This is a genomic window from Sphaerisporangium corydalis, assembly GCF_025506355.1.
Classification (GTDB): Bacteria; Actinomycetota; Actinomycetes; order Streptosporangiales; family Streptosporangiaceae; genus Sphaerisporangium; species Sphaerisporangium corydalis.
This window is the reverse complement of the sequence record NZ_JANZYP010000007.1, coordinates 16,775-31,897: the sequence shown is the minus strand read 5'-3', so window position 1 is coordinate 31,897 and position 15,123 is coordinate 16,775. Positions and strand designations below refer to the sequence as shown.

Here is a 15,123-nt window from a genome sequence, read left to right as displayed (position 1 = left end):
GGGTGCGTTTCTGGCTGGGTGCGTCGTTCTCCGACACCGACCAGTTCATCGAGCTGGCCAAGGCGTCGGAGCGGTGCGGCATGGACACTCTGACCCTGTCCGACCACATCTTCTTCGCCGACTACGAGTCGGCCTACCCGTACTCCCGTACCGGGGCGCCGCGCTGGACCGCCGCGACGCACTGGCCGGACGTCTGGGTCACCATCGGCGCGATGGCGGCCGTCACCGAACGCCTGCGGTTCGCGCCGAACGTGTACATCGCCCCTGCCCGCGACCTGTTCACCGTCGCCAAGCAGGTGTCCACCGCCGCCGTGCTCTCCCGCGACCGGGTCTCCTTCGGCGTGGGGGTCGGCTGGTGCAAGGACGAGTTCGTGCAGACCGGGCAGGACTTCCACACCCGGGGCAGGCGGCTGGACGAGATGATCCCGGTGCTGCGCGAGCTGTGGACGGGCGGCACGGTCGAGCATCACGGCGCGTTCTTCGACTTCGGCCCGCTGTCGATCGCCCCGGTCCCCGCGCGCCCGGTGCCGTTCTACGTCGGCGGCGACAGCGACGCCGCGCTGCGCCGGGCCGCCCGGCTCGGGGACGGGTGGATCGGCAACCGCGTCTACGCCGAGGAGCAGCTCGACCAGGTGATCGCCCGCCTGAACGGCTACCTGAAGGAGTACGGCAGGTCCGAGGGCGATCTGGAGATCGTCACCGCGCTCGCCGCCATGCCCGATGCGGTGACCTACCGCAGGCTCGCGGGCAAGGGCGTCACCGGCACGATGGCCGCCCCGTGGTGGCTCGCCACCCCCGAGGAGAAGGCCAGGCACGGGGAGGGCACCCTGGAACTCAAGATCGCGACGATGGAGCGCTTCGCGGAGGAGGTCATCGCGCGCATGTGACCGCCCGGCCGTGGGAAAGGGTCACCGCCCGGCCATCGGAGTGGGTCATCGCGCGGACGTGACCCGCCTGACCAGCCGCCCGAGCAGGGTCTCCAGCTCGGCGGCCGGGTCGGCGGCCAGTCCCGCGTGCACGGGCCCCGCCTGGACGACCGTGCTGCGCGGCGCCGTCAGCCAGCGGAACCGGGCGCCGAGCGGCTCGGCGCGCAGCGGCCCGGAGTCGTCGGAGCAGGCCCGCTCGTACCCGGCCAGGGCCAGCCGGACGCCCTCCAGGTCCACGCCGCCGTCGAGGGCGCGCAGCCGCGCCTCGTCCAGCTCGGTGCGGGCGCACAGGTAGCCGCGGGGCTGGGAGTAGACGATCACCCCGGCGTTCATCCGCTCGCCCCGGGCCACGCACGGCACGACGCGGATCACCGCGTACTCGTAGACGGCCGCCTCGGTCATCGCGTCACCGCCGGGAGCCAGGCGCGCGGGCCGTGGGCGCGGGCGAGCAGGTGGTCGACGTAGGCCCGACGCACGGCGGAGGCGTCCTCGAAGCCGGGCTCGCCGTCCAGCCACTCGCCGGGGACCAGGTCCACGACGGTGCGGAGCAGGTCTTCGGTGATCAGGGCGGGAAGCTCGGCGTCGGCCTCCTTGACGCGCGTCGCGAACGGCGCGAGGACGTGGTCGCGGGCGTCGAAGGCGCGCTGCGGGTCGGCGGTGCGCCAGTTGTGGTGGAACCACAGGGCGGCGCCGTGGTCGATCAGCCAGGTGTCGCCGTGCCAGACCAGCAGGTTGGGGTTGCGCCAGCTCCGGTCCACGTTGTGGACCAGGGCGTCGAACCAGAGCACCCGGGAGGCGAAACCGGCGTCGGGGGTCCACACCAGCGGGTCGAAGCCGAGGGCGCCGGGCAGGAAGTCGACGCCGAGGTTGAGGCCCTCGCTGGCGTTGAGCAGGTCCTGGATCTCCTGGTCGGGCTCCCTGGCGCCGATCTGCGGGTCGAGGTCGACCACGCGCAGGTCCGGGGTGCGCAGGCCGAGGCGGCGGGCCAGCTCGGCGCAGATGATCTCGGCGACCAGCACCCGCCGCCCCTGCCCCGCACCCCGAAATTTCACGACATATGTGCCTAGGTCATCGGCCTCGACGACGCCCGGCAACGACCCGCCCTCCCGGAGCGGGGTCACGTACCGCGTCGCGGTCACCTGTTCGAGCACTCGCCCAGGGTACCGACGCCGGCACCCGTCCCGGCCCGCCGGTCACCACGGCACAGGACCCGCCGGGCCCAGGAGCACGAACGGCCGGGTCACGACGGTGAGAACCCGGGTCACGACGGTAAGGAACCGGGTCACGACATCGAGAAACCGGCCGATGCGTGGTCCGGCCGGTCAGAACAGGACGGACATGAACGTGTCCACCTCTTTGAAGCCCACCCTGCGGTACGCCGCGCGCGCCGGCGCGTTGAAGTCGTTGACGTACAGCGTCACCGCGGGCGCGAAATGCCGCAGGGTCTGCTCCACGATGGCGGACATGCCCGTGACGGCGTGCCCCCGGCCGCGCAGCTCCGGGTGCACCCACACGCCCTGGATCTGGCACACCTGGGGGGTCACCGCTCCGACCTCCGCCTTGAAGACGACCCGGCCGTCCTCGATGCGGGCGAACGAGCGGCCGACCCGGATCAGCTCGGCCACCCGCGACCGGTACAGCGCGCCGCCGTCCCCGAGGTCGGGCGAGATGCCGACCTCCTCCGTGAACATCGCCACGCATGCGGGGAGCAGCGTGGCGAACTCATCGGGGCGGACGCGCCGCACCAAGGGGTCGGGCGGGACCGGCGAGGGCGACGAGATCGCCATGACCGGCTGGGCCCATCGGATGGCCCGCGCCGGGCCCCAGTAGGGCTCCAGCCGTTCCCACAGCTTCTCGACGGGGTCCACAGGGCCGACGATCGAGGAGCAGCGACGGCCCTGTTTGCGGGCACGGTCCGCGAAGGCCTGCACGGCCTCGGGCCCGGCGTTGACCGGTACCAGGTTGGCCCCGGCGTAGCACAATGAGGTCAGCCCGCCGCGCGGGCCGAATCCCCACATCTGTCCGCCGAGCCGGGCCGGGCTCAGCCCGACGGACCGGACCCGGGAAGCGACGAAGACGTTGGCGACGGGGTCCGCGTCGAGTACCGAGAGCACCTCTTCGCGGTCCTGATCGTCGAGCACGCGCGACGCCGATGTTCGCAGCATCACGGGCTTAGCCTACGCGACCGCCCCGATTTTGGAACGAACCGACCCTACTGGCCGTGAATCACCTTCGTGAGCCTCAGGTGCCCGCCACCGCCCGACGCCATCGGGAGAATCGGCCGGGGTTCGGGGGCCGCCGGGCACTTGGCGTCGGCGTGCCGCCCGGCCTGCCGTTCCGTGCCGCCGGGAAGGCTGCCGTTCCGCAGGTAGGCCGCGAGGTAGCGGTCGACGCAGAGGTTGCCCCCGAGCGACACCCCGTGGTTGCCGCCGCCCTCGACGAGCAGCCGCGAGCTCGGGAACCGGCCGCGCACCCGCAGCGCCCCGGGGTACGGCGTGGCCGCGTCCTGCCTGGACTGGATGAGCAGGAACGGCGGCACGTTGTCGACGTTACCCACGCGGATCGGCGTCCCCCCCTTGTCCGGCCAGAAGGCGCAGGGGGCGTTGTACCAGGCGTTGGCCCAGGCCATGAACGGCGCCTTGGCGTTCACCTTGACCGTGTCGGCGTACCACTTGGCCCAGTCGCGCGGCCACTCGGCGTCGCGGCACTGCACCCCGAGGTAGACCGCGTAGTTGTTCTCGGCCTCCGCGTCGTGATCCACGTGCTGGCGGTAGGCGGCCAGCAGGCCGTCGGCCCTGCCCTTCCTGGCGTACATGGCGAAGGCCCCGGCGAACTGCGGCCAGACGGCGTTGGTGTACCCGCCGACGGTGAAGATGTCGTCCAGCTCGCTCGGCCCGATCAGGCCGGCCGGGGCGGCGGCGAGGCGCGCCCGCATGGCGTACCAGGCGCCGGCGACATCGTGCTCGGTGCGGCCCAGGTGGTACACCGAGTCGTACCGGGCCACCCAGGACAGGAAGTCGCGGTGCCGCCGGTCGAAGGCGTAGTCCTGGGCGATGTTGGCGTCGTACCAGACCCCCTCGGGGTCGACCACGCTGTCCAGCACCAGCCGCTTCACCCGGTTGGGGAACAGCGTCGCGTACACCGACCCGAGGTAGGTCCCGTACGAGTACCCGAAGTAGCTGATCTTCGGCTCGCCGAGCGCCTCGCGGATCACGTCGATGTCGCGGGCGGAGTTCTCGGTGGTGAGGTGGGGCAGCAGCCACGACCAGCGCCGGCCGCACGCGTCGGCGTACTCCTTGGCCCGCGCGAGCAGGCCGGCCTCGGCGGCGTCGTTGGCCGGCACCTGGTCCGGCCGGGGGGCGGCGAAATGCTTCTTGGGGTCGACGCAGCTCAGCGCGGGCTCGCTCTTGCCCACCCCCCGGGGGTCGAACCCGATCACGTCGTACCGCGACGAGACGTCCTTGGGCAGGACGGTCGCGACGTACCGGGCCAGGGTCAGCCCCGACGCCCCGGGGCCGCCGGGGTTGACCAGGAGCACCCCCTGGCCGTGCGGGCCGTGGGAGGCCGCGCCCCGGACGCGGTTGAGCGCCAGGCCGATGGACGGCCCGGCCGGCCGGGCGGGGTCGAGCGGTGCCCGCACGATCGCGCACTCGACGTTGGGCGTCGTCTGCGCCCCCGGGCACGCGCCCCAGACCACGCCCTCACGGGGGACCGCGACCGCGCTGCCCGTCCCCCCTGTCAACCCGGTGATCAGCACCGTCGTACACGCGACTACCCCGAAGACCCGCTTCACGCGTCACTCCCTCTGCTCTCGTGGCAGAGGCGATGCTGTCGGATGCGGACGTGATGCGACCGCCGACCCGGCCCAATGTTTACCAATCCGTAGTCAATCGGTTGCGCCGGGTAGTGGGAAGCGCGGCGGGCTCAGTGGGCGAGGCGCTGGATCGCGACCATGGCGGCGTCGTCGCCGAGCCGGCCGCCGACGTGGGACAGCAGGTCGTCGCGCAGGAACCCGACGAGCGACTCCGGCCCCTCCCCCGTCCAGGACCCGATCCGCTCGGCCAGCGGGTAGAACCCGCCGCCGGGGCAGCGGGCCTCGATGACGCCGTCGGTGTAGAGCAGCAGGGTGTCGCCGACCTCGAAGCGGGAGACCTCGGCCTGGTAGACCGGTTCGGCCAGCTCGCCGAGCCCGAGCGGCGGCGAGGGGTGGACGGCCTCCAGGGACACCAGCCGGTGGTCGCGGATCAGCAGGGGCGGCGGGTGCCCGCAGTCGATCATCTCGACCACCGGATCGCCGTCCGGGATGTCCAGCACGACCGCCGTGATGAAGTTCTCGCCGGAGTCCTCGCACTCCTGGGCGTTCTCCTCCAGGTCGGCCCGCACGCTCTCGTCCAGATGGCACACGACGTCGGCCAGGGCCACGTGGCGGCGGGCGGCCTCGCGGAAGGCGCCGAGGAGCATCGCGGCGTCGCCCACCGAGGGCAGGCCCTTGCCCCGGACGTCGCCGATGACGATCCGCGCGCCCTTGGGCGTGCGGAGGGCGGCGTACAGGTCACCGCCGATCTGGGCCTCCTCCTCGGCGGCCAGGTAGGTGGAGGCGAGCCTGAGCGGGCCGAGGACCGACGGTATGGGCCGGAGCAGGGCACGCTGCGCGGTCTCCGACACCGATCGGACCTGGGTCAGTTGCTTCATGTGCCGGTCGCGGACGTAGGCGAACAGCACCAGGCAGGCCGAGACCACGACCAGGGCCGCCAGTTGCGTCTGCATCCCGCGCGAGCCCAGCAGGCCGTTCTGGGCGCCGAGCATCACCTCGTCGGCGATGGTGATGACGCTCACCACGGCGGTGAACCAGGGCCCGGCGAACGAGGCGGTGATCGCAGGCGCCGTGACCAGCAGGGGGCTGAGCTGGATCTCCTGCGGGGCCAGCAGGTCCGCGACGGTGATCACCGCGATCAGCGCGAGCGGCACCGCCACCAGTGCGTGACCCGGCCGCCACGTCCGGTGCGGATCGGACAGCCACCGCCGAACCGGCACCCTTCATGCATACACCCCCGCCCGAGCCCGCGCGACCAGCGACGCCCGCCACGCCAGGCCCGTGACCAGGCGAATGACCGGCTAGGGCGGGCACGGGCGCGGCTCGCGACGGGCACCGGGCCGGGGGCGGTCCCCCGGCGGGTGGGTCGGCCGGCGGGGTGGGTCAGCTGACGACGACCTGCGGGCCGGGGGCGTCCTCGTCGTCGAGGTCGACGTCCACGCCCATCTCCTCGGCCAGGCGCAGGGCCTCCTCGATCAGGGTCTCCACGATCTGGGACTCGGGGACGGTCTTGACGACCTTGCCCTTGACGAAGATCTGGCCCTTGCCGTTGCCCGAGGCGACGCCGAGATCGGCCTCGCGCGCCTCGCCGGGGCCGTTGACGACGCAGCCCATCACGGCGACCCGCAGGGGGACCTTCAGCCCGTCGAGGCCGGCGTGGACCTGCTCGGCCAGGGTGTACACGTCGACCTGGGCCCGGCCGCACGAGGGGCAGGACACGATCTCCAGCCCGCGCTCGCGCAGGTTGAGGGACTCCAGGATGCCGATGCCGACCTTGATCTCCTCGACCGGGGGCGCCGACAGCGAGACCCGGATCGTGTCGCCGATGCCCTCGGCCAGCAGGGCGCCGAACGCCACGGCCGACTTGATCGTGCCCTGGAACGTCGGGCCCGCCTCGGTGACGCCGAGGTGCAGGGGGTAGTCGCAGCGGGTCGCGAGCAGGCGGTAGGCCTGGATCATGACGACCGGGTCGTGGTGCTTGACGGAGATCTTGATGTCGCGGAAGCCGTGCTCCTCGAACAGCGAGCACTCCCACAGCGCCGACTCCACCAGCGCCTCGGGCGTCGCCTTGCCGTACTTGGCCAGCAGGCGCGGGTCCAGGGAGCCGGCGTTCACGCCGATGCGGATCGGGGTGCCGGTGTCGGCCGCGGCGCGGGCGATCTCGCCGACCTTGTCGTCGAACTTCTTGATGTTGCCGGGGTTGACCCGGACCGCCGCGCAGCCGGCCTCGATGGCGGCGAACACGTACTTGGGCTGGAAGTGGATGTCGGCGATCACCGGGATCTGCGACTTGCGGGCGATGATCGGCAGCGCGTCCGCGTCGTCCTGCGAGGGCACCGCGACGCGGACGATCTGGCAGCCAGACGCGGTCAGCTCGGCGATCTGCTGAAGGGTGGCGTTGATGTCCGACGTCAGGGTGGTGGTCATGGACTGGACCGAAACCGGCGCGTCACCACCTACCGGGACCGATCCGACCATGATCTGCCGCGACACCCGCCGCTCGGCGATCGGCTTGCTCCGTACCGAGGGAATCCCCAGTTCAACAGATGTCATATTTCCCAGCACCTTGGTGTTCGGCGACGCGCTCAGACCTCCCCAGTCTAGGTAACCCGCACGACCACCGAGTTACGGATACGGAGAAAGTCCTTGACCCTGGCGTGACTTCGGCGGCGGCTACCGGGGAGGCGCGGCGGCGGTCAGCTCGCGGGCCCGGGCGCGGGCCCAGGCGTCCGCGTCCAGGACCTCCGCCACCGACCCGGCCGGCGAGACGGAGTGCTCGCCGACGACGGCCGCGATGGTGTCGACGATCCCGGTGAACGGCAGCCGCCCGCCGAGGAATGCCTCCAGGCACACCTCGTTGGCGGCGTTGTACACCGCCGGGGCCGTGCCGCCCTGGGAGCCCACGTGCCGGGCCAGCGCCACGGACGGGAACGCCTCGTCGTCCAGGGGCTCGAAGGTCCAGGTGTGGGCGGTGGTCCAGTCGACGGCCCTGGCCGCGCCCGGCACGCGGGACGGCCAGCCGAGCGTGAGCGAGATCGGCAGCCGCATGTCGGGCGGGCTGGCCTGGGCGATGGTGGAGCCGTCGACGAACTCCACCATCGAGTGGATCATCGACTGCGGGTGGACGACCACGACGATCCGGTCGAAGGGGATGTCGAACAGCAGGTTGGCCTCGATGACCTCCAGGCCCTTGTTGACCAGCGTCGCCGAGTTGAGCGTGATCACCGGGCCCATGTCCCAGGTGGGGTGCCTGAGCGCCTGCTCGGGGGTGACCTCCGTCATGTCGGCGCGCGCCCGGCCGCGGAACGGCCCGCCGCTGGCGGTGACGATCAGCCGCCGCACGGCCGAGGGGTCGTACCCCGAGGGTCCCGCGGCCCACAGGCACTGCGCCAGCGCCGAGTGCTCGGAGTCCACCGGCAGGATCTGGCCGGGACGGGCCAGCCGCTTCACCAGCGGGCCGCCGATGATGAGCGACTCCTTGTTGGCGAGCGCCAGCACGCGGCCCGCCCGCAGCGCGGCCAGGGTGGAGGTGAGGCCGATCGCCCCGGTGATCCCGTTCAGGACGATGTCGCAGGGCCGGGCGGCGACCTCGGCGACCCCCTCGGGGCCCGCGAGGATCGGCACCGGGCCGATGGCGCGGCGCAGGGCGGGCACGGCGCGCTCGTCGGCGACGGCCACCACGTCGGGGCGGAACCGCTCGACCTGGGCGGCCAGCAGGTCGACCCGGCCGCCTCCGGCGACGAGCCCGGCGACCCGGAAGCGCCCCGGGTCGCGCTCGATGACGTCGAGGGCTTGGGTGCCCACCGAACCGGTCGAGCCGAGCACGACGATCGAGCGCCGCTCGTGCGGGCCGGGGAGCTCCATCGGGCCCGCCTGGGCGGCGGGGCCGGCCACGCCCGTGAGATCGGCCGGGTCCATGAGAGGGGTCTGCATGCCCCCATTATCCCGACGTCCCCCTCGGTCGCCGAAGGCCCCGTTCTTTGTCACCAGAGCGACAGGTGAGAAAGCAGCAGCTAAACGCCCGAATCCCGTCATACCCGTCTCGGTGAATAGCGAGAAATGCGGCATTAGACGGCACTAGCTTCCCGCGTCAGGACATGGCACCCGTTCCAGCGGGAGCCGGGCCCGAGCACACACCCACCGCGCCGGCGGGCGGGCACTCCCGCCCGCCGGCGCCCCACCCCGCGACCGCGACCCTTCAGCGTGGAGGACTGCACAGGCCCCCGCCCCGGGGGGGGGGGGGGCGGCCCCCCCCCCCCCCCGCGGGGGGGGGGGGCCCCCCCCCCCCGCCGCCCCACCACCCGGCGACCGCGACCATTCAGCGTGGAGGACCCCGCATGCACCGCACGGCACGACGCCTCATCCCCATCCTCGTGATATCGCCCATCGCCGCCGGGGGGATCCTGCTGACCGCCCCCACCGCCCAGGCCGCCCGCCCCGTCAGCCCCCGGCCCATCGTCCACGACGCGGCCGACACCAAGACCGAGCAGGGCGTCGTCAAGCGGTTCTGGACCCCCGCCAAGATGGAGGCCGCCAAACCGCTCGACCTCGTCAGGTCGCGCGCCGGCCGTACGACGACCGCGCCCGGCGGCGGCACGGCGGTCGCCCCCGGCGCCCGCTCGGTGAAGCGCGCCGACACCCCCGCGACCCCCGCCACGCCGACCCCGTCGCCCTCCGCCCCCGCCTCCGCCTCCGCCTCGCCGAGCCCGTCGGCCACGCCGTCCACGACGCCAGCGGCACCGGCGGCCCTCTCGTCCCGCTCCTCGGGCGCGGCCTGGACGGCGGGCGGCACGGTCGTGAAGACCGAGGGCCGCGTCTTCTTCACCTACCAGGGACGCAGCGCCTCCTGCTCGGGCACCGCGGTGACCAGCGCCAACAAGAGCGTCGTCATCACCGCCGGCCACTGCGTCAAGCTCGGCGGCGCCTTCCACACCAACTGGGTGTTCGTCCCCGGCTACGACAACGGCAGCCGCCCCTACGGGACCTGGATCGCCACCAACCTGCTCACCACGACGCAGTGGAACGCGACCGAGGACATGAACTACGACATGGCCGCGGCCGTCGTCGCCCCGCTGAACGGGCAGCTGCTCACCGACGTCGTGGGCGGCCAGGGCGTGGCGTTCAACCAGGCGCGCGGGCGGCAGATGTACGCCTTCGGGTACCCGGCCGCGAGCCCCTACAACGGCTCCAAGCTGATCTACTGCGCGGGCCGGGTGTTCGAGGACTACCTGGTCTCCACCGACCAGGGACTGAGCTGCGACATGACCGGCGGGTCCAGCGGCGGCGGCTGGTTCCAGAACTTCGATCAGCGCACCGGGGCGGGGACGCTGAACTCGGTGAACAGCTTCAAGTACAACTTCGCGCCGTACTGGATGTTCGGGCCGTACTTCGGCCCGGAGGCCCAGGCCGTCTACACCACGGCGCAGACCGAGGACGCCACCTGATTTACCGAAAGTAATCGCAAGATCACCCTAGGTGGTCCAAACTCGGGAGCCATGACCCCGATCCCCGCCCTGATCGCCGCCATCCCCCTCGCCGCCGGCCTGGTGGGCGCTCCGTCCGGGTCGCCGGACTCGTCCCCCGCGTCGGCCGGGGTGGTCCAGCACGTGGCCGCCCGAACCGGGGCCGAGCAGCACCGCGTGCTGGGCTACTGGACCCCCGAGCGGATGGCGGGGGCGCTGCCCGCCGGCCTGCTCGGTCCGGTCGAGACGGCCGGCCGGGCGGCCTCCGGCGCGCTGCCCCTGCGCGTGCTGTCCCCGCGCCCGCCCGCCCAGACCTCCTCCACGGCCAAGGCCGCGCCCAGGTCCCCGGTGGTCCCGGTGCAGGGCGCGGGCGCGCCGCGCGTGAGCACAAGCGGCGCGCGGTGGGCCGCGGGAGGCGCGGTGACCCGCACGACCGGCCGGGTGTTCCTCACCCTGGCGGGCGTCGACTACGTCTGCTCGGCGAGCGCCGTCAGCAGCCGCAACCTGGACGTGGTCGTCACCGCCGGCCACTGCGTCAAGGACGGCGCGGGCGCCTGGGCCGAGAACTGGGCGTTCGTGCCCGGGTACGAGCCGGGGCGCCGGCCCTACGGCACCTTCACCGCCAGGCGGATGTTCGTCCCCGAGCCCTGGTCGCGCAGCGCCGACGACAGCGACGACCTGGGCATGGTCGCGGTCAACCCCTCGGGCGGGCGCCATCTCGGCCAGGCGGTCGGCGGCCAGGAGATCGGGTTCGACCTGCCGAGGGGCCGGCGCGCCTACGGGTTCGGCTTCCCTGCCGACCCTCCCTACGACGGCCGCCGCCTGATCTACTGCTCGGGCGACCTCCACGGCGACCCGAACGGCCAGACCGGCGACCAGGGCATGCGCTGCGACCTCACGGCGGGGTCCAGCGGCGGGCCGTGGCTGAGCTCGTTCGACCCCGCGACCGGGCAGGGGGTGGTGACCTCGGTCAGCAGCTTCAAGTACAGCGACGACCCCGGCACGATGTACGGCCCGTACTTCGGCCGCCAGGCCCGGCGGGTCTTCGAGGCGGCTCAGCGGGCGTGACCCGGACGGCGGCCGAGAGCGGGTGCCCGGACGGCGCCCAGGGCGGCGGTGATCCCCGGGAGGTGACGCCCGGGGCCTACAGGGTCAGGCCGGTGAGGACCATCACCTTCTCGTAGGTGTAGTCCTCCATGGCCGAGCGCAGGCCCTCGCGGCCGGTGCCCGACTCCTTGACGCCGCCGTAGGGCATCTGGTCGGCGCGGTACGACGGCACGTCCCCGATGATCACCCCGCCGACCTCCAGCTCCTTGCCGGCCCGGAAGGCCAGGGCGAGGTCCCGGGTGAACACCCCGGCCTGCAGGCCGTACTTGGAGTCGTTGACGGCGGCGAACGCCTCGTCCACCGAGGCCACCGGCTGGACGACCAGCACCGGGCCGAAGACCTCCTCGCGCAGGACCTTGGCGTCGCGCGGCACGTCCGCGAGCACGGTCGGCGCCACGGTGGCCCCGTCCCGGCCGCCGCCCGTGAGCACCTTCGCGCCGGACGCGGCCGCCTCGGCCACCCACCGCTCGACCCGCTCGGCCGCCTCGGCCGACACCAGCGGGCCCACCTGCGTCTTGTCGTCGGCCGGGTCGCCGACGACCAGGCTCTCCACGGCGGCGACGAGCTTGGCGGTGAACGCCTCGGCCACGGGCGCCTCGACGATCACCCGCTGGACGGCGATGCAGCTCTGCCCGGCCTGGTAGTTGGAGAACAGCGCGATGCGGGTGGCCGCCCAGTCCAGGTCGGCGTCGGCGAGCACGACGGCCGCCGCGTTGCCGCCGAGCTCCAGCGTGACGTGCTTGCGCGGCACCTGGTCCTGGATGGCGTACCCGACGGGGCCGGAGCCGGTGAACGACACCACCGGAAGGCGCGGGTCGGCGACCAGCGCACCCGCCCGGTCGTTCGGCACCGGCAGCACCGAGAACATGCCCTCGGGCAGGCCGGTCTCGGCGAGGATCTCCCCGAGCAGCAGCGCCGTGAGCGGGGTGGCGGGCGCCGGCTTGACGATCACCGGAGCGCCGACCGCGATGGCCGGGGCGACCTTGTGCGCGACCAGGTTGAGCGGGAAGTTGAACGGCGTGATGGCCAGCACCGGCCCGTGGGGCTGGCGCGAGACGTAGGCGAGCCTGCCGGTGGCGGCGGCCTCGGTGTCGAGCCGCTGGGCGGTGCCGCTGAAGCGCCGGGTCTCCTCGGCGGCGAACCGGAAGGTGGCGACCGCGCGGCCGACCTCGCCGCGCGCCCAGAAGATCGGCTTGCCGTTCTCGGCGCTGATCAGCCGGGCGATCTCCTCGGCGCGCTCGGACAGGCGGCGCGAGACGTGGGCCAGGGCCGCGGCGCGCACGTGCAGCGGCAGGGCGGCGGCCTCCTTGCGCACCGCGTGCGCGGCGGCCACCGCCCGCTCGACCTGGGCGGGTGAGGGCACGGATGCGGTGCCGACGACGCGGCCGTCGTGCGGGTTGGTCACCGTGAGCTCTGCCTCGCCCGTGGCGGGCGAACCGGCGAGCCAGAAGGGGCTTACGTCCATGCTTCCGACCGTATGTCACAAGGTCGGCGGGGGGTGCCACTCCAGTACGGACAAGCGGCCGTCCCGACCGCTACGTTCCGCATAAGGAACTTATTTTCCCCGTTCTGTAACGGACATGCCGCAATCTCACGATGATTTCTGGTGCGTGTCGGTTTGAATGACTCCGCACGTGGTTAAGTCATCTTGCGGGTCCGCGCGGGACCCTTGGGGAGAAGGGTCTAGGTAGCTCATGGGTACGCCGGCGCCGCTCGGCCTCCAAGGGGCGTACGCATTGGGCAGCCAGACCTCACAGGACGAGCTGCGCGTCCGCCTCATCAACGTCGCGGGCGACCTTCTCCTGACGGACGGCGCGGACAGCCTGTCGATGCGTGGCGTCGCCGCCGAGGCGGGATGTTCCACCACGGTCGTCTACACCATGTTCGGCAACAAGGAGGGGCTCGCCGAGGCGCTCTACCTTGAGGGCTTCGAGCGCTTCCGGCGCCGGCTGGCGGCCGTCCCGCGCCATGCCGACCCGCTGGAGTACCTCACCTCACTCGGCCCGGCGTACCGCGAGGCGTGCCTGGCCGAACCCGGCTACTACAGCGTGATGTTCGAGAAGGCCATCCCCGGCTGGGAGCCGAGCGAGCGGGCCCGCACGCTGGCCAGGGCCGCGGTCAACATCCTCGACCGGGCGATCGCCGACTGCATCTCCGCCGGGTACCTGGTGCCCACCCAGCCGCGCAAGGTCGCCGACTGCCTGTGGGCCGCCGCGCAGGGCGCGGTCAGCCTGGAACGCGCGGGCCACCTGCGGGGCGACCACATCTACACCTCCGTCACCCTGGCGGCGATCAGCCGCTACCTGGTGCACAAGGACTCGGTCCCGATCCCCCTCTAGCCCCGGCCACCGGCCGATGGCCAGCCCCGCTGGCCGCCCGCCGACAGCGCGATCCACAGTTCGGCGCGGGCCGCCGGGTCGTCCAGGTCGCGCCCGAGCAGCTCGCCGACCCGGCGCATGCGGTAGCGCAAGGTGTGCCGGTGGACGCCGAGGCGCTGCGCCGCGGCGTCCCAGTGGCCGTTGCACGCCAGGTAGGCGCGCAGCGATTCCACCAGGTCGGCCCGCGAGCCGTACTCGCGCAGCGGGGCGAGCAGGGCCGTGGCGAACCCGGCCAGGGCGTCGGGGTCGACCAGGGAGAGCAGCCCCTGCCCGGCGAGGTCGGCATGGCGCATGACGGGGGCGGCCGAGGCCAGGGCGCGGCGCGCCTGTTCGAGCCCGGTGCCCAGCGCGGTCATGCCGACCGGCTCGCTCACCCCGACCCGGCCGCCGGCGGCGGCCAGCTCGATCAGGGGCCCGGCCGCGTCCCCGGCCGCCAGCACGACCACCAGCGGGCCCCAGGGGGCGGCGAACGCCGGCAGCGCGTCCAGCAGGGCCTCGGCGTCGGCGGGGTCGCAGGCCAGCACGACGAACGGCTCGTCGGGCAGCCCGCCGCCGACCATCTCGACGACCTCCTCGGCGGAGCCCCGGTCGCCGGCCAGCAGCAGGCGGAGCGCCGCCGCGCGCACGCGCCGCACGGCGGCCAGGCGCCCCCTGCCCTGTTCGAGAGAGAGGGTGAGCAGCGAGTTCGCGGTGTTGACGATGGTGTGCCCGACCGGCGTGAACGGCCGGTCCGAGCCGACCGCGAAGAACCCTCTCAGGTGCGGCCGCCCGCCGAGCGGCTGCACGATGACGTGCTCGTCCGGCCCTGACAGGGCCAGGCTCGCGGGCGCGCCGGGGGCCCGCAGCCGCCCGACCTCCCGCAGGGTCGTCTCCACCCCCCGCGCCGACCCCTCGCCGGCCGCGTGCAGCTCGGCGCCCGCCTCGTCCAGCAGCACGGCCCAGCCGTGGATCTCCCTGGCCAGCCGCTCGATCACCGCGCCCATGCCGCCGGTCTGGAGCGCGGCCCGGGTCAGCCGGCCCTGCGCGGCGAAGGCGCCGCTGAGCTCCTCGTACCGCTCGGCGGCCAGCAGCTCGCTGACGGCCTTGCCGATCGCGATGAACGGCGTCTCCCGGGGCACCTCGACCAGCGGCAGCCCGGCGCGGGCGGCGGCCTCGGTGAACTCCCGGGGCACGGTGTCGTGGCCCAGCCCGACGCCGAACCCGAGCCCGGCCACCCCCCGGGCGACAAGCCGGGATATGTACGGTTCGGCGTCCGCCGGGCCGAGGCGCATCCCGATGGTCAGCACCAGCTCGTCGCCCTCCAGGAAGGGGGTGGGGTCGGCCAGCTCGCTGACCGCGACCCAGCGCACGGGGCGGTCCAGGGCCGCCTCTCCCGCGCGTACCTTCAGGCGCAGCGGCACCAGTGCCGCCACCCGCCGCAAGGTCGGAGCCATCCA

13 protein-coding genes are annotated in these 15,123 nt (G+C 73.3%); 4 read left to right on the top strand and 9 right to left on the bottom strand.

What is annotated here, in order from left to right; all coding sequences use genetic code 11:
• Positions 1-2 precede the first annotated feature (2 nt).
• A complete protein-coding gene (locus tag NYZ98_RS07240) occupies positions 3-887 on the top strand; it encodes a TIGR03619 family F420-dependent LLM class oxidoreductase (protein WP_262841766.1) in 885 nt (294 codons plus the stop codon).
• A 45-nt stretch (positions 888-932) separates the two neighbouring features.
• On the opposite strand, the gene NYZ98_RS07235 is transcribed toward NYZ98_RS07240, so the two are convergent.
• The 7 genes from NYZ98_RS07235 to dxr form a co-directional block, all read right to left on the bottom strand.
• Complete coding sequence (locus tag NYZ98_RS07235) at positions 933-1,328, bottom strand: DUF3037 domain-containing protein (RefSeq protein WP_262841765.1); 396 nt, start codon at positions 1,326-1,328, stop codon at positions 933-935.
• Positions 1,325-2,077, bottom strand: coding sequence for a HipA family kinase (locus NYZ98_RS07230; RefSeq protein WP_262841764.1), 753 nt, complete (start codon positions 2,075-2,077; stop codon positions 1,325-1,327). Before NYZ98_RS07230 ends, NYZ98_RS07235 begins: the two co-directional genes overlap by 4 nt.
• 171 nt (positions 2,078-2,248) lie before the next feature.
• Complete coding sequence (locus NYZ98_RS07225; protein ID WP_262841911.1) at positions 2,249-3,091, bottom strand: GNAT family N-acetyltransferase; 843 nt, start codon at positions 3,089-3,091, stop codon at positions 2,249-2,251.
• Positions 3,092-3,138: 47 nt separating this feature from the next.
• The gene (locus NYZ98_RS07220; protein WP_262841763.1) at positions 3,139-4,719 is read right to left on the bottom strand and encodes an alpha/beta hydrolase; all 1,581 of its coding nucleotides are present in this window, start codon (positions 4,717-4,719) and stop codon (positions 3,139-3,141) included.
• 131 nt (positions 4,720-4,850) lie between these two features.
• A complete protein-coding gene (locus NYZ98_RS07215; RefSeq protein ID WP_262841762.1) occupies positions 4,851-5,960 on the bottom strand; it encodes a PP2C family protein-serine/threonine phosphatase in 1,110 nt (369 codons plus the stop codon).
• Between the two features lie 163 nt (positions 5,961-6,123).
• Entirely contained in the window at positions 6,124-7,293 is a 1,170-nt protein-coding gene (ispG, locus tag NYZ98_RS07210) for a flavodoxin-dependent (E)-4-hydroxy-3-methylbut-2-enyl-diphosphate synthase (RefSeq protein WP_262841761.1), read from the bottom strand.
• Positions 7,294-7,413: 120 nt separating this feature from the next.
• Complete coding sequence (dxr, locus tag NYZ98_RS07205) at positions 7,414-8,604, bottom strand: 1-deoxy-D-xylulose-5-phosphate reductoisomerase (protein ID WP_262841910.1); 1,191 nt, start codon at positions 8,602-8,604, stop codon at positions 7,414-7,416.
• A 473-nt stretch (positions 8,605-9,077) separates the two neighbouring features.
• On the opposite strand from dxr, the gene NYZ98_RS07200 reads away from it, so the two are divergent.
• Together NYZ98_RS07200 and NYZ98_RS07195 are read left to right on the top strand one after the other, a co-directional pair.
• A complete protein-coding gene (locus NYZ98_RS07200; protein ID WP_262841760.1) occupies positions 9,078-10,184 on the top strand; it encodes a trypsin-like serine peptidase in 1,107 nt (368 codons plus the stop codon).
• Positions 10,185-10,235: 51 nt separating this feature from the next.
• Positions 10,236-11,270 carry a trypsin-like serine peptidase gene (locus NYZ98_RS07195; RefSeq protein WP_262841759.1) on the top strand — a complete coding sequence of 345 codons (1,035 nt, stop codon included), beginning with the start codon at positions 10,236-10,238 and terminating at the stop codon, positions 11,268-11,270.
• 76 nt (positions 11,271-11,346) lie between these two features.
• Here the strand turns inward: NYZ98_RS07195 and NYZ98_RS07190 are convergent, their stop codons facing one another.
• Entirely contained in the window at positions 11,347-12,774 is a 1,428-nt protein-coding gene (locus NYZ98_RS07190) for an aldehyde dehydrogenase family protein (protein ID WP_262841758.1), read from the bottom strand.
• Positions 12,775-13,003: 229 nt separating this feature from the next.
• Here NYZ98_RS07190 and NYZ98_RS07185 point away from each other — a divergent pair, with 229 nt between their 5' ends.
• Positions 13,004-13,648 carry a TetR/AcrR family transcriptional regulator gene (locus NYZ98_RS07185; protein ID WP_262841757.1) on the top strand — a complete coding sequence of 215 codons (645 nt, stop codon included), beginning with the start codon at positions 13,004-13,006 and terminating at the stop codon, positions 13,646-13,648.
• On the opposite strand, the gene NYZ98_RS07180 is transcribed toward NYZ98_RS07185, so the two are convergent.
• Complete coding sequence (locus tag NYZ98_RS07180; RefSeq protein ID WP_262841756.1) at positions 13,645-15,120, bottom strand: PucR family transcriptional regulator; 1,476 nt, start codon at positions 15,118-15,120, stop codon at positions 13,645-13,647. The two genes, NYZ98_RS07185 and NYZ98_RS07180, sit on opposite strands and share 4 nt — an antisense overlap.
• Positions 15,121-15,123: the final 3 nt, after the last annotated feature.

Bases quoted from the DNA above. Each gene is read 5' to 3' on its own strand.
- NYZ98_RS07235 (WP_262841765.1), bottom strand. From the start codon at position 1,328: ATGACCGAGGCGGCCGTCTACGAGTACGCGGTGATCCGCGTCGTGCCG.
- NYZ98_RS07225 (WP_262841911.1), bottom strand. From the start codon at position 3,091: ATGCTGCGAACATCGGCGTCGCGCGTGCTCGACGATCAGGACCGCGAA.
- ispG (WP_262841761.1), bottom strand. From the start codon at position 7,293: ATGACATCTGTTGAACTGGGGATTCCCTCGGTACGGAGCAAGCCGATC.
- dxr (WP_262841910.1), bottom strand. From the start codon at position 8,604: ATGGAGCTCCCCGGCCCGCACGAGCGGCGCTCGATCGTCGTGCTCGGC.
- NYZ98_RS07200 (WP_262841760.1), top strand. From the start codon at position 9,078: ATGCACCGCACGGCACGACGCCTCATCCCCATCCTCGTGATATCGCCC.
- NYZ98_RS07195 (WP_262841759.1), top strand. From the start codon at position 10,236: ATGACCCCGATCCCCGCCCTGATCGCCGCCATCCCCCTCGCCGCCGGC.
- NYZ98_RS07190 (WP_262841758.1), bottom strand. From the start codon at position 12,774: ATGGACGTAAGCCCCTTCTGGCTCGCCGGTTCGCCCGCCACGGGCGAG.
- NYZ98_RS07185 (WP_262841757.1), top strand. From the start codon at position 13,004: ATGGGTACGCCGGCGCCGCTCGGCCTCCAAGGGGCGTACGCATTGGGC.
- NYZ98_RS07180 (WP_262841756.1), bottom strand. From the start codon at position 15,120: ATGGCTCCGACCTTGCGGCGGGTGGCGGCACTGGTGCCGCTGCGCCTG.